The organism is Streptomyces sp. NBC_01235 (genome assembly GCF_035989285.1).
Taxonomy (GTDB): Bacteria; Actinomycetota; Actinomycetes; order Streptomycetales; family Streptomycetaceae; genus Streptomyces.
In genome coordinates, this window is the sequence record NZ_CP108513.1 from 4,269,742 (window position 1) to 4,284,038 (window position 14,297).

Here is a 14,297-nt window from a genome sequence, read left to right on the forward strand (position 1 = left end):
CCTCCGCCGGGGAGGGCCCACGGGCAGCGGGCGGCGGGCCCTCCTTCAGCTCCACGGCTCGATGACCGTCACCCCCGCGCCCGGTGCCGCCCCCAGTGCCGCCAGCGCGTTCGGGACGGCGTCCAGAGTGATCGTCGACGTCACCAGGAGGTCGGGGCGCAGCACCCCCGCCCGGACCAGCTCCAGCATCTGCGGATAGGTGTGCGCGGCCATGCCGTGGCTGCCCAGGATCTCCAGTTCCAGGGCGATGGCACGGGCCAGCGGGACGGGGGTCGTGCCGTCCGCCGAGGGAAGCAGGCCGACCTGGACGTGACGGCCCCGGCGGCGCAGGCCGTTGACCGAAGCGGCGCTGGTGGCGGGGGAACCGAGGGCGTCGAGGGAGAGATGGGCGCCGCCCCCGGTCAGTTCCCGGACCGCCTTAGCCGTGTCCGGCACCCGCGCCCCGTCCACGCACTCCGCCGCACCGAACTTCCGCGCCAGGTCCAGGGCCGTCGGGGAGACGTCCACGGCGACCACCCGCGCTCCCGAGGCCGCCGCGATCATGACCGCCGAGAGGCCCACGCCACCGCAGCCGTGCACCGCCACCCACTCCCCCGCCGCGACCCGGCCCTGCTGCACGACCGCCCGGAACGCCGTGGCGAACCGGCAGCCGAGGGAGGCGGCGGTGGCGTACGACAGGTCGTCGGGGATCGCGACCAGGTTCACGTCGGCGTGGTCCAGGGCCACGTACTGGGCGAACGAGCCCCAGTGCGTGAAGCCGGGCTGGGTCTGCCGCTCGCACACCTGGTGGTCGCCGGCCGCGCACGCTCCGCAGGTTCCGCAGGCGCACACGAAGGGGACGGTGACGCGGTCTCCGGGGTGCCAGGCGGTGACCTGGGGGCCGACCGCCTCGACCACACCGGCGAGTTCATGGCCCGGCACGTGCGGCAGGGTGATGTCCGGGTCGTGGCCCATCCAACCGTGCCAGTCGCTGCGGCACAGGCCGGTGGCCTCGACGCGCACGACCACTCCGTGAGGGGCGGGTCGGGGATCGGGGAGCTCACGTACCTCGGCGGGTTCGCCATATCTCTCGAAGACCACCGCTCGCATTTGCGCTCCCATCGCCGTTTCCGTCTGCCGGTACATCCTGGCCGGTCGCACCCCGCGGCGGAGCCGCATGTCGATACAGGGCCGCGCCCCTGCCGGGTCGCCCACTGTTCCCCTCGCTCAGTCCGAACCGCTCGTGGAGGCGCCGCCGTGGAGCCGGGGCCCGGACGGGCGCGGGCGGTCGGAGCTGCCGCACGGGGTGCTCATCCCCGTCGGGCATGGCCTGCGGACGGCGCTCACCGGTGACACGGCCGACCACGACCGGCCCGGACGGGCGGCCGTTCGCCGAGGGGTGCCCGCCCGCCCGGCCCCCGCACCGGAGCACCTCTTCACGCCGCTCTCCGCCGACGGGACGGCCCTCGTGGGCCCCGCTCGGGGTGACCCGGGTGTGCTCGTCGACGCGGGGAACCTTCTTGGATAAATACCCCCTAGGGGTACAGTGTGGCTTAATGGGAGGCCTCTCGGGGCCCCGCCCGCCCCACCTGCACCTCGACGAGGAGAACGACATGACCGCTCAAACCGACACCCTGGGCTCCGTCACCACCGTCTACAAGGTGAGCGGCATGAGCTGCGGCCACTGCGAGGGCGCCGTCTCCGGCGAGCTCTCCGAGCTCTCCGGGGTCGCCTCGGTGAAGGCCGTCGCCTCGACCGGTGAGGTCACGGTCGTCTCCGCGGGCGTGCTCGACGAGGAGGCCGTCCGAGCCGCCGTCGACGAGGCCGGCTTCGAGCTCGTCGGCCAGGCCTGAGGCACCCTCGACAACCCCTCTTCCTCCACTCACCGGGCCGTACCGACCAGCTGATACTGGCTCCGTGCGGTCCGGTCCGCCTCCTGGAGTACGGACATGACCAGCACCGCCACCGCGGCGACCCCGATAGCCTCCCCGACCTCCGAGGTCGAACTGCTCATCGGCGGGATGACCTGCGCCTCCTGCGCGGCCCGCGTGGAGAAGAAGCTCAACCGCATGGACGGCGTCACCGCGACGGTCAACTACGCGACGGAGAAGGCGAAGGTCAGCTGTCCGGCGGGGATCCAGGTCGCCGACCTGATCGCGACCGTGGTGAAGACCGGCTACACGGCCGAGGAACCCGCGCGCGAGGAGCCGGTCCAGGAGGACACCCCCCAGGACCCCGAACTCGCGTCCCTGCGCCACCGACTCCTCGTCTCCGTGCTGCTCGCCGCGCCCGTCGTCCTGCTCGCGATGGTCCCGTCGTTGCAGTTCGACAACTGGCAGTGGCTCTCGCTGACGCTCGCCGGACCCGTGGTCGTCTGGGGCGGCGGCCCGCTGCACAAGGCCGCCTGGACGAACCTGCGGCACGGCGCGGCCACCATGGACACGCTGGTCTCCGTCGGCACGCTGGCCGCGCTCGGCTGGTCGTTGTGGGCGCTGTTCTTCGGCGACGCCGGGATGCCCGGCATGCGCCACCCCTTCGAGCTCACCGTCTCCCGCACGGACGGCGCCTCGACGATCTATCTGGAGGTCGCCGCCGGCGTCACCGCCTTCATCCTGCTCGGCCGCTACCTGGAGGCCCGCTCCAAGCGGCGCGCCGGGGCGGCCCTGCGGGCGCTGATGGAGCTGGGCGCGAAGGACGTGGCCGTGCTGCGATACGAGGGGGGCGAGCGCGGAGCGCGCTCGGTCGAGGGCGATGGCGGGAGACGGGAGGGCGCGAGGGAAGTGCGCATTCCCGTCGACCGGCTGGCGGTCGGGGACCGGTTCGTCGTACGGCCCGGGGAGAAGGTCGCCACCGACGGGACGGTCGTGGAGGGCGCGTCCGCCGTGGACGCCTCGATGCTGACCGGCGAGTCGGTGCCGGTGGACGTCGCACCGGGCGACGCCGTCACCGGGGGCACCGTGAACGCCGGCGGCCGGCTGATCGTCGAGGCCACCCGGATCGGCGCGGACACACGGCTCGCGCGCATGGCGCGGCTGGTCGAGGAGGCGCAGACCGGCAAGGCCGAGGTACAGCGGCTGGCCGACCGGATCTCCGGGATCTTCGTGCCGGTGGTGCTGCTGATCGCGCTCGCCACCTTCGGCGGCTGGCTCCTCGCGACGGGTGACACGGTCGCCGCGTTCACGGCGGCCGTCGCGGTCCTGATCATCGCCTGCCCGTGCGCGCTCGGGCTCGCCACGCCGACCGCGCTCATGGTCGGCACCGGGCGCGGCGCGCAGCTCGGCATCCTCATCAAGGGCCCCGAGGTGCTGGAGTCCACCCGCCGCGTCGACACGGTCGTCCTCGACAAGACCGGGACCGTCACCACGGGACGCATGACGCTCCAGGACGTGACGGTCGCCGACGGCACCGACGAGCGGGAGCTGCTGCGGCTGGCGGGCGGCCTGGAGCACGCCTCCGAGCACCCGGTCGCGCGGGCGGTCGCGGCGGGCGCCGAGGAACGGGTCGGCGAGCTGCCGGCGGCCGAGCGGTTCGAGAACGTGCCCGGGCGGGGCGTGCGGGGGCGCGTGGCGGGCCGCGAGGTGGCCGTGGGGCGCCTCTTCGAGACCGTCCCGGACGCGTTGGCGCGCGCCAAGGACGAGGCCGAACGGGGCGGTCGTACGGCCGTCCTCGTCGGGTGGGACGGAGAGGCGCGCGGGGTGCTCGCGGTCGCCGACGCGGTGAAGGAGACCAGCGCGGAGGCCGTGCGGGAACTGCGGGCGCTGGGGCTCACGCCGGTGCTGCTGACCGGGGACAACCGGGCGGTCGCGGAGGCGGTCGCGCACGCCGTCGGGATCGACCGGGTGATCGCCGAAGTGCTGCCCGAGGACAAGGTCGACGTCGTGCGGGAGCTACAGGGCGAGGGGCGGGTCGTCGCGATGGTCGGCGACGGGGTCAACGACGCGGCGGCGCTCGCCACCGCGGACCTGGGACTGGCCATGGGGACAGGTACGGACGCGGCGATCGAGGCGAGCGACCTGACGCTGGTGCGCGGCGATCTGCGGGTGGCCGCGGACGCGATCCGGCTGTCCCGGCGGACCCTGGCGACGATCAAGGGCAACCTGGTGTGGGCGTTCGGCTACAACGTGGCCGCGTTGCCGCTGGCCGCGGCCGGACTGCTGAACCCGATGATCGCGGGGGCGGCGATGGCGTTCTCGTCGGTGTTCGTCGTGACGAACAGCCTGAGGCTGCGCGCCTTCACGTAATACCGCCGAGTAATACCGTCAAGTAGGACGGCACCTTTCCGGGAGACCTCTGGAGTCCTGCGCGAGCCTCACATAAGCTCTTCACAAGGCTCGCGCATCATCCTTACGCTTGGGCCTCGATCGCCGTATCCGGTCTCTTGCGCATCTAACGGACATACGCAAGAGACACAGATCACAGTGATGTGAACGTAACCATCGAAGGGATTCGAAGGTCTAAGTTGACGATGTCAGGAAGCGTCTTGGGGGGCGTGACCTGACGTCTGGGGATGTCTTGGGGGACTTCCTCAGAGATGCGTTGCCGGGGCACGTACACCGGGAAGCTTTGAGCGGCCCTCCCGGCGTGCGCTGTCCCGGCAGATCGCACACAGCGGTAGTACGGCGAGTTCTGCTCGTTGTGCTCAACCGCAGGCACGACAACCGAAGATGGTTACGAAACAGCGAATTCAGGCGCTGTCCTCACAACGCCCGGCCGGATCCCGTGGGGGGAATCCGCACCGGGACATGGGAAGGCGCCCTGGTCGTCGGCCCGTGGGGGGACCGGCGCCGGGGCGCCTTCCGTATGCCTTACGCAAAGCAAGGTGCCGCCTCACCCAGGCAGTTGCCCTGCCTGGGTGAGGCGGCACACGAAGCTCAGCGTTCCTCGACCGGCACGAAGTCGGGCCCGACCACGCCCGCGGCCGCACCTGCCCGTTGACGGGGCGCCCGGTGAAGGCGCCCCCACCGGCAGGAGTCAGCGCTCCTCGACCGGCACGAAGTCGCGCTCGACGACGCCCGTGGCCGTGCCCGCCCGGGGGACAACCCCCGGACCCCCGGCCACAGACCCAGGACACCGCAGCCCCACACCGAGGCGACAGCCCGGAAGCGAAGCCACTCAGTCCCAGTAATGGGGCGCCCGGTGAAGGCGCCCCCACCGGCAGGAGTCAGCGCTCCTCGACCGGCACGAAGTCGCGCTCGACGACGCCCGTGTAGATCTGGCGGGGGCGGCCGATGCGGGAGCCCGGCTCCTTGATCATCTCGTGCCACTGGGCGATCCAGCCCGGGAGGCGGCCGAGGGCGAAGAGGACCGTGAACATCTCGGTCGGGAAGCCCATGGCGCGGTAGATCAGGCCGGTGTAGAAGTCGACGTTCGGGTAGAGGTTGCGCGAGACGAAGTAGTCGTCGGAGAGCGCGTGCTCCTCCAGCTTCAGCGCGATGTCCAGCAGCTCGTCGGACTTGCCGAGGGCCGAGAGGACGTCGTGCGCCGCCGCCTTGATGATCTTCGCGCGCGGGTCGAAGGACTTGTACACCCGGTGGCCGAAGCCCATCAGGCGGACGCCGTCCTCCTTGTTCTTCACCTTGCGGATGAAGGAGTCGACATCGCCGCCGTTGGTCTGGATGCCCTCGAGCATCTCCAGCACGGACTGGTTGGCGCCGCCGTGCAGCGGGCCCCACAGGGCGGAGATGCCGGCCGAGATCGACGCGAACATGTTCGCCTGGGACGAGCCGACCAGGCGGACCGTGGACGTCGAACAGTTCTGCTCGTGGTCCGCGTGCAGGATCAGCAGCTTGTCGAGCGCGGAGACGACGACCGGGTCGAGGTCGTACTCCTGCGCCGGCACCGAGAACGTCATGCGCAGGAAGTTCTCGACGTAGCCGAGGTCGTTGCGCGGGTAGACGAACGGGTGGCCGATCGACTTCTTGTAGGCGTACGCCGCGATCGTCGGGAGCTTGGCGAGCAGCCGGATCGTGGAGAGGTTGCGCTGCTTCTCGTCGAACGGATTGTGGCTGTCCTGGTAGAACGTGGACAGCGCGGAGACCACCGACGACAGCATGGCCATCGGGTGGGCGTCACGCGGGAAGCCGCGGTAGAAGTTCTTGACGTCCTCGTGCAGCAGGGTGTGCTGCGTGATGTCGCTCTTGAACACGGCGAGCTCGTCGACGGTCGGCAGCTCGCCGTTGATCAGCAGGTAGGCGACCTCGAGGAAGGTCGACCGCTCGGCCAGTTGCTCGATCGGGTAGCCGCGGTACCGGAGGATGCCCTGTTCGCCGTCAAGGTAGGTGATGGCGGATTTATAGGCGGCGGTGTTGCCGTAGCCGCTGTCCAGGGTCACCAGACCGGTCTGGGCGCGAAGCTTCCCGATGTCGAAGCCCTTGTCGCCGACGGTGCTGTCGATCACCGGGTAGGTGTACTCGCCGTCGCCGAACCGCAGTACTACAGAGTTGTCGCTCACGTCATCCCTCACCGACGTTGTGCCTCTTCTTCGAGGTTGCCCTGACTGTCTCTACCATCCCCCATTTGGCGCAGGAGAGTGCACTCGGGGTCGACCATTGGGCTCATCGGCGGCACTCAGTGCCGCCAACCAGCTCATCCTGCCGCCTTCGTCACGGTTGCGGAAGTCCACTGTGACCTTTGTGACTCATTTGATCGATCATTTTTTGTGGCCGGTGGTCATTGACCGGCCTCAGGGGTTCACCGGCCCGCGAGCCTGAAGTCGAGGGCCGTGCAGCGGCGGCCCGCCGAGACCGTGCGCACCGCCTGGCCGATCGCCTTGCGTGAGCCGACGAGCACGACCAGCTTCTTCGCGCGGGTGACGGCCGTATACAGAAGGTTCCGCTGGAGCATCATCCATGCCCCTGTGGTGACGGGGATCACCACGGCGGGATATTCACTTCCCTGTGAACGGTGGATGGTCACCGCGTACGCGTGGGCCAGTTCGTCCAGTTCGTCGAACTCGTACGGAACCTCCTCGTCCTCGTCCGTCAGTACCGTGAGGCGCTGGTCGACCGGATCGAGCGAGGTGACCACGCCCACGGTGCCGTTGAAGACACCGTTCTTCCCCTTGTCGTAATTGTTGCGGATCTGGGTGACCTTGTCGCCGACACGGAAGACCCGGCCGCCGAACCGCTTCTCGGGGAGGTCGGGGCGGCCGGGCGTGACGGCCTGCTGGAGCAGGCCGTTGAGGGCGCCCGCGCCGGCGGGACCGCGGTGCATGGGCGCGAGCACCTGGACGTCCCGGCGCGGGTCGAGGCCGAACTTGGCCGGGATACGGCGGGCGGCCACGTCCACCGTGAGGCGGCCGGCCTCCTCCGTGTCGTCCTCGACGAAGAGGAAGAAGTCCTTCATGCCGTCGGTGACCGGGTGCTGCCCGGCGTTGATCCGGTGCGCGTTGGTCACCACGCCCGACTGCTGGGCCTGGCGGAACACGCGCGTGAGGCGCACGGCCGGGACGGGGCTGTCGGCGGCGAGCAGGTCGCGCAGCACCTCGCCCGCGCCGACGCTGGGCAGCTGGTCGACGTCTCCGACGAAGAGCAGGTGCGCGCCCGGCGGCACGGCCTTGACCAGCTTGTTGGCGAGGAGCAGGTCCAGCATCGAGGCCTCGTCGACGACCACCAGGTCGGCGTCCAGCGGGCGGTCGCGGTCGTAGGCCGCGTCGCCACCGGGCTTGAGCTCCAGCAGGCGGTGGACGGTGGAGGCCTCGGCGCCGGTCAGCTCGGCCAGCCGCTTGGCGGCGCGGCCGGTGGGGGCGGCCAGCACGACCTTGGCCTTCCTCGCGCGGGCCAGCTCCACGATCGAACGCACGGTGAACGACTTGCCGCAGCCGGGGCCGCCGGTGAGCACGGCGACCTTCTCGGTCAACGCGAGCTTGACGGCGGCCTCCTGCTCGGGCGCGAGCTCGGCCTTCGTGCGGGTCTTCAGCCAGGCCAGCGCCTTGTCCCAGGCAACGTCACGGAAGGCCGGCATCCGGTCCTCGCCGGTGCGCAGCAGGCGCAACAGCTGGGCGGAGAGGGAGAGTTCGGCGCGGTGGAAGGGGACCAGGTAGATGGCCGTGACAGGCTCCCCGCCGTCGGGCGCCGGGACCTTCTCCCGTACGACTCCGGGGTCCTCGCCCTCCTCCGGCGGTGTCGCGAGTGCGGCGAGGCACTCGATGACGAGGCCGGTGTCGACCTGGAGCAGCTTCACCGCGTCGGCGATCAGCCGCTCCTCGGGGAGGTAGCAGTGGCCCTGGTCGGTGGCCTGGGACAGCGCGTACTGCAGGCCCGCCTTGACGCGCTCCGGGCTGTCGTGCGGGATGCCGACGGACTGGGCGATCTTGTCGGCGGTGAGGAAGCCGATGCCCCAGACGTCGGCCGCCAGCCGGTAGGGCTGGTTCTTCACGACGGAGATCGAGGCGTCCCCGTACTTCTTGTAGATGCGCACGGCGATGGAGGTGGACACCTCGACGGTCTGGAGGAAGAGCATGACCTCCTTGATCGCCTTCTGCTCCTCCCAGGCGTCGGCGATCTTCTTGGTGCGCTTGGGGCCGAGGCCGGGGACCTCGACGAGGCGCTTCGGCTCCTCCTCGATGATCTTCAGGGTGTCCATGCCGAAGTGCTGTGTGATGCGGTCGGCGAAGATCGGACCGATGCCCTTGACCAGGCCGGATCCCAGGTAGCGGCGGATGCCCTGGACCGTGGCGGGCAGCACGGTCGTGTAGTTCTCGACGGTGAACTGCTTGCCGTACTGGGGATGGGAGCCCCAGCGGCCCTCCATGCGCAGGGACTCCCCCACCTGCGCGCCGAGCAGCGCGCCGACGACCGTGAGCAGGTCGCCGGCGCCTCTGCCGGTGTCCACCCGGGCGACCGTGTAGCCGTTCTCCTCGTTCGCGTACGTGATGCGTTCGAGCACGCCTTCGAGCGTCGCGAGCCGCCGCTCCTCCGCCCCCTGGGCGGCCCCCGTCTGCTGGGACATGATCCGACGGTACCGCCCGGCACTGACAGGCCCGGTCGGATCTGTCGGTCCGGTCGGTCCGGTCGGATCTGTCGGTGCCGCGCGGCTCGGCGCCGGGAGCCCGGGTCAGACCTGGTCGACCGTCACGCAGGTGCCGACCACATAGCCGGTGACGCCGCTCCTCGTGACCTTCACCCAGCGCTTGCTGATGATGCCGCACTTCTCGTAAGAGGAGGTGGCGTAGTGCATCGTGCAGTCCGCCGACGCGCTCGAACCCTTGTTGATCTGGGCGAGGGCCGTGCCGCTGGTGCTCGTCGTGGACCGAATGATCACGGTCTCGAGGGCCTTGGCCGTGCAGCTCGCCGCGGCTGCGGGGGTGGCGACGACGAACGAGGTACCGACCAGGGCGGCCGCCCCCATGGACGCACCGAGTATCCGGCCTGCGCGCATATCTGATTCTCCCCTGTTGATTGGCACGGGCATGCCACCCGTGACGGACAGAGGCAGCCTAGGGCCTGCCGGCGGATCAGGCCGCAGGAAAAGCGCGGTGCCCGATCAGTGCGGGTGAGCGGGGGATGGGAGTCCCCCGCTGGTGCGTGCCGCGCCCCGCGTCTGCGGTGCGATCCGCCGGACAGGCCCCTTGATCGCTTCGCGCCACCGTTCATCACGATCCGGTTTCAGCCACGCCGGAGGCTTGATTAACCCCCGTGTAATCGATTCCAATCCTCCATACACGTCGATGTAATCGATTCCACGACGTTCATGAACCGAGTCCACGAGGAGGTGGAGCGGCGATGGCGAGCATCAAGGACGTCGCTGCCGAGGCGGGGGTCTCCGTCGCCACGGTGTCGCGCGTCCTGAACGACCATCCGTCGGTCAGCGACGACGCACGCACGCGCGTGCTGGCCGCCGTCGAGGCGCTGGGCTACCGCCCGAACGCCGTCGCCCGGTCGCTGCGCACCGACCAGACCCGCACTCTCGGCCTGGTCATCAGCGACGTGATGAACCCTTACTTCACCGAGCTGGCCCGCTCCGTCGAGGAGGAGGCCCGCGCGCTCGGGTACAGCGTCATCATCGGCAACGCCGACGAACGGCCCGACCTTCAGGACCACCACGTGCGGACCCTGCTGGACCGCCGGATCGACGGTCTGCTGGTCTCCCCCACCGAGGGGGCCTCGCCGCTGATGCTGGACGCCGCGCGCGGCCGGACCCCGATGGTCTTCGTGGACCGGTGGATCCCCGGCGTGGACGTGCCCGTCGTCCGGGCGGACGGGCGGGAGGCCGTACGCGACCTCGTGGCCCACCTGCACGGGCTCGGGCACCGGCGGCTCGCGATCATCGCGGGCCCCGCCGCCACCACCACCGGAAGCGAGCGCGTCGAGGCCTTCAGGGAGGCCCTGGCGGAGTACGGGATCCCCCTCCCGGACGCCTACATAGGCCAGGGCGACTTCCAGGCCGAGAGCGGACGGCGGGTCACCGAGGGCTTCCTCGACCTGCCCGAGCCGCCCGAGGTCGTGTTCGCCATGGACAACCTGATGGCCCTGGGCGCGCTCGACGCCATCCGCGCGCGCGGGCTGCGGGTGCCAGAGGACATCGCGCTGGCCGCGTTCGACGACATCCGCTGGTTCGTGCACACCGATCCGCCGATCACCGCGATCGCCCAGCCCACGGGCGAGCTGGGGCGCGCCGCCGTACGCGCCCTGGTCGACCTCATCGAGGGACGGCCCCCCGAGTCCGTCACCCTCCCCGCCCGTCTCGTCGTACGCCGCTCGTGCGGCGAGGCCGCTTCTTCGCCGAAGGACCTGAGGAGCACCACGTGAGCCATCCAGACGAGTTGCTGCGTATCGAAGGGATACGCAAGACCTTTCCCGGCGTCGTCGCACTCGACAGCGTGGACTTCGATCTGCGCCGCGGCGAGGTGCATGTGCTGCTCGGCGAGAACGGAGCGGGCAAGAGCACCCTCATCAAGATGCTCTCCGGCGCCTACCGCCCCGACAAGGGCCGCGTTCTGGTCGACGGCACCGAGACCCGCATCCACGGCGCGCAGGACGCCGAGCGGCTCGGCATCGCCACCATCTACCAGGAGTTCAACCTCGTCCCCGACCTCAGCGTCGCCGAGAACATCTTCCTGGGCCGCCAGCCGCGCCGCTTCGGCCTCATCGACCGCAAGCGGATGAACGCCGAAGCGGCCCGGCTCCTCGCCCGCGTCGGTGTCGATGTCGACCCGCGCGTCCAGGTGCGCGAACTGGGCATCGCCCGGCTCCAGATGGTCGAGATCGCCAAGGCGCTGAGCCTCGACGCCCGCGTCCTGATCATGGACGAGCCCACCGCCGTCCTGACCACCGAAGAGGTCGACAAGCTGTTCCGCATCGTGCGCAAGCTGCGGGACGACGGCGTCGGCATCGTCTTCATCACCCACCACCTGGAGGAGATCGCCGCCCTCGGCGACCGCGTCACCGTCCTGCGCGACGGCCGCAGCGTCGACCAGGTCCCGGCGAGCACCCCCGAGGACGAGCTCGTACGGCTCATGGTCGGGCGGAGCATCGAGCAGCAGTACCCGCGTGAACGCGCCGACGCCGGGGCGCCGCTGCTCAAGGTCCGCGGCCTCACCCGGGCCGGCACCTTCCACGACATCGACTTCGAGGTCAGGGCCGGTGAGGTCGTGGGCCTCGCGGGCCTGGTCGGTGCCGGCCGTACCGAGGTCGTACGCGCCGTCTTCGGCGCCGACCGGTACGACTCCGGCACCGTCGAGGTGCAGGGCAGCCCGCTTCGCCCGTATGACGTCAACGCCGCCATGGACGCCGGGATCGGCCTCGTCCCCGAGGACCGCAAGGGTCAGGGCCTGGTCCTTGACGCCACCGTGCAGGAGAACCTCGGCCTGGTCACGCTGGGCCGCTCCACCCGCGCGGGTTTCGTCGACCGGGCCGGGCAGCGGCGGGCCGCCGACCGGATCTCCGGGCAGCTCAAGGTCCGTATGGCCGGACTGCACCAGCACGTACGGACACTGTCCGGCGGCAACCAGCAGAAGGTCGTCATCGGCAAATGGCTGCTGGCCGACACCAAGGTGCTGATCCTCGACGAGCCGACCCGCGGCATCGATGTGGGCGCCAAGGTCGAGATCTACCAGCTGATCAACGAACTGACCGCCTCCGGGCACGCCGTTCTGATGATCTCCAGCGACCTCCCCGAGGTGCTGGGCATGAGCGACCGCGTCCTGGTCATGTCCCAGGGCCGGATCGCGGGCGAACTCCTCGCCCAGGAAGCAACACAGGACGCCGTCATGGCGCTGGCCGTCAGCGCGAGTGCGGCAACGAACACAGCAGCAAAGGATGTGGAGGTCTCCCGTGGCCACTGACACGCTCAAGAGCAGTACGACCACGGGCAGTGCCCCCGCACTGCGCCGCATGCTCCTCAACAACGGTGCTCTCAGCGCCCTGGTCGTCCTGGCCGTGGCGATGTCGTTCCTGTCCGGCGACTTCCTGGCCACCCAGAACCTCCTCAACGTCGGCGTCCAGGCGGCCGTCACCGCGATCCTGGCCTTCGGTGTCACCTTCGTGATCGTCTCGGCCGGCATCGACCTGTCGGTCGGCTCGGTCGCCGCGCTCTCCGCCACCGTCCTGGCCTGGACCGCCACCGACCAGGGCCTCCCGGTCTGGATCGCGGTCCTGCTCGCCATCGGCACCGGCGTCGTCTGCGGCCTGGTCAGCGGCGCGCTCATCTCCTTCGGCAAGCTGCCGCCCTTCATCGCGACCCTCGCCATGCTGTCGGTGGGCCGCGGTCTTGCCCTGGTCATCTCGCAGGGCAGCCCGATCGCCTTCCCCGACTCGGTGTCCAACCTGGGCACCACCATCGGCGGCTGGCTGCCGGTGCCGGTCCTGGTGATGATCGTGACGGGCCTGATCACCGCCGTGATCCTGAACCGCACGTACATCGGCCGCACCATGTACGCCATCGGCGGCAACGAGGAAGCCGCCCGGCTCTCCGGCATCCGCGTCAAGCGCCAGAAGCTGGTCATCTACGCCCTGGCCGGCGGCTTCGCGGCCGTGGCGGGAATCGTCCTCGCCTCCCGGCTGGCCTCGGCGCAGCCGCAGGCGGCGTACGGATACGAACTCGACGCCATCGCCGCGGTGGTGATCGGCGGCGCCAGCCTCTCCGGTGGCGTCGGCAAGGCATCAGGCACGCTCATCGGCGCGCTGATCCTCGCGGTGCTCCGCAACGGCCTCAACCTGCTGTCGGTCTCCGCTTTCTGGCAGCAGGTGGTCATCGGCGTCGTCATCGCGCTCGCCGTCCTCCTGGACACGCTTCGCCGGCGCGCCTAGCCGACCTCGTGTCTCCGCTCTCCCCTCCCCCGGGTCTCCACCCGAAGCCGCACCCTCACCCTCACCCTCACCCTCACCCTCACCCTCACCCTCACCCGCAAGGAACAGCCATGCGTACGAAGCAGATCTCGGTCACCGCAGCCGCCGTCGCCGCGCTCGCCCTCACCGCCACCGCCTGCAACTCCGGGTCGTCGAGCTCCTCCGACCTGAAGGTGGGCCTGTCGGTCTCCACCCTCAACAACCCCTTCTTCGTGCAGCTGAAGGAGGGCGCCCAGGCCGAGGCGAAGAAGGAGGGCGTCTCCCTCACCGTCACCGACGCCCAGAACGACGCCTCTCAGCAGGCCAACCAGATCGAGAACTTCACCAGCCAGAACGTGAAGTCGATCATCATCAACCCGGTGGACTCCGATGCCGCGGGCCCGTCCGTCAAGGCCGCCAACAACGCGAACATCCCGGTCGTCGCCGCCGACCGCACCGTCAACGACGCCTCGGTCGCCACCACCGTCGCCTCGGACAACGTCGCGGGCGGCAAGCTCGCCGCCAAGGCGATCGCCGACCAGCTCGGCGGCAAGGGCACCATCCTGGTCCTGCAGGGCACCTCCGGCACCTCGGCCGCCAACGAGCGCGGCAAGGGCTTCACCGAGGGTCTGAAGGCCTACCCGGGCATAAAGATCGTCGCCTCGCAGCCGGCCGACTTCGACCGCACCAAGGGCCTGGACGTCACCACCAACCTGCTGCAGGCCCACCCGGACGTGAACGGCATCTTCGCGCAGAACGACGAGATGGCGCTCGGCGCGATCAAGGCCCTGGGCAGCAAGGCCGGCAAGTCGGTCAAGGTCGTCGGCTTCGACGGCACGCCGGACGGCCTGACGGCGGTCAAGGCGGGCACGCTGTTCGCCTCGGTGGCGCAGCAGCCCAAGCTGCTGGGCGAGTTGGCCGTGCAGAACGCCGTGAAGGCCGCCGAGGGCAAGAAGGTCGACGCCACGATCAAGGTCCCGGTCAAGGTCGTCACCAAGGAGAACGTCGCCGAGTTCTCCTCCTGACGTCCTCCTCGAACAGCCTGACGGCGTC

Annotated in this window: 9 protein-coding genes and 1 pseudogene; 6 read left to right on the forward strand and 4 right to left on the reverse strand. The window is 70.2% G+C overall.

What is annotated here, in order from left to right; translation table 11 throughout:
• Positions 1-45 precede the first annotated feature (45 nt).
• The gene (locus OG289_RS18775) at positions 46-1,089 is read right to left on the reverse strand and encodes a zinc-dependent alcohol dehydrogenase family protein (RefSeq protein WP_327320726.1); all 1,044 of its coding nucleotides are present in this window, start codon (positions 1,087-1,089) and stop codon (positions 46-48) included.
• A 67-nt stretch (positions 1,090-1,156) separates the two neighbouring features.
• Between OG289_RS18775 and OG289_RS18780 the strand changes: the two genes are divergently transcribed.
• The 3 genes from OG289_RS18780 to OG289_RS18790 all read left to right on the forward strand — a co-directional run bounded on the left by OG289_RS18780 (position 1,157) and on the right by OG289_RS18790 (position 4,220).
• Positions 1,157-1,507, forward strand: coding sequence for a hypothetical protein (locus tag OG289_RS18780; RefSeq protein WP_327315180.1), 351 nt, complete (start codon positions 1,157-1,159; stop codon positions 1,505-1,507).
• A gap of 85 nt (positions 1,508-1,592) precedes the next feature.
• Complete coding sequence (locus OG289_RS18785; protein ID WP_327315181.1) at positions 1,593-1,832, forward strand: heavy-metal-associated domain-containing protein; 240 nt, start codon at positions 1,593-1,595, stop codon at positions 1,830-1,832.
• Positions 1,833-1,928: 96 nt separating this feature from the next.
• Positions 1,929-4,220, forward strand: coding sequence for a heavy metal translocating P-type ATPase (locus tag OG289_RS18790; RefSeq protein WP_327315182.1), 2,292 nt, complete (start codon positions 1,929-1,931; stop codon positions 4,218-4,220).
• 920 nt (positions 4,221-5,140) lie between these two features.
• Here the strand turns inward: OG289_RS18790 and OG289_RS18795 are convergent.
• The 3 genes from OG289_RS18795 to OG289_RS18805 form a co-directional block, all read right to left on the reverse strand.
• Positions 5,141-6,430 (reverse strand): citrate synthase, encoded by a 1,290-nt coding sequence (locus OG289_RS18795; protein WP_327315183.1) that lies wholly within the window; start codon positions 6,428-6,430, stop codon positions 5,141-5,143.
• A gap of 239 nt (positions 6,431-6,669) precedes the next feature.
• On the reverse strand, positions 6,670-8,928 hold the full coding sequence (gene recD2, locus OG289_RS18800) for an SF1B family DNA helicase RecD2 (RefSeq protein WP_327315184.1): 2,259 nt from the start codon (positions 8,926-8,928) through the stop codon (positions 6,670-6,672).
• A 105-nt stretch (positions 8,929-9,033) separates the two neighbouring features.
• Positions 9,034-9,357, reverse strand: coding sequence for a hypothetical protein (locus OG289_RS18805; RefSeq protein ID WP_327315185.1), 324 nt, complete (start codon positions 9,355-9,357; stop codon positions 9,034-9,036).
• 344 nt (positions 9,358-9,701) lie between these two features.
• Here OG289_RS18805 and OG289_RS18810 point away from each other — a divergent pair, with 344 nt between their 5' ends.
• The 3 genes and pseudogenes from OG289_RS18810 to OG289_RS49690 all read left to right on the forward strand — a co-directional run bounded on the left by OG289_RS18810 (position 9,702) and on the right by OG289_RS49690 (position 14,269).
• Complete coding sequence (locus OG289_RS18810) at positions 9,702-10,727, forward strand: LacI family DNA-binding transcriptional regulator (RefSeq protein ID WP_327315186.1); 1,026 nt, start codon at positions 9,702-9,704, stop codon at positions 10,725-10,727.
• Complete coding sequence (locus OG289_RS18815; protein ID WP_327315187.1) at positions 10,724-12,262, forward strand: sugar ABC transporter ATP-binding protein; 1,539 nt, start codon at positions 10,724-10,726, stop codon at positions 12,260-12,262. The genes OG289_RS18810 and OG289_RS18815 overlap by 4 nt, the downstream gene beginning before the upstream one ends.
• Positions 12,252-14,269: pseudogene (locus tag OG289_RS49690) on the forward strand (ABC transporter permease/substrate-binding protein). The gene OG289_RS18815 and the pseudogene OG289_RS49690 overlap by 11 nt, the downstream one beginning before the upstream one ends.
• Positions 14,270-14,297: the final 28 nt, after the last annotated feature.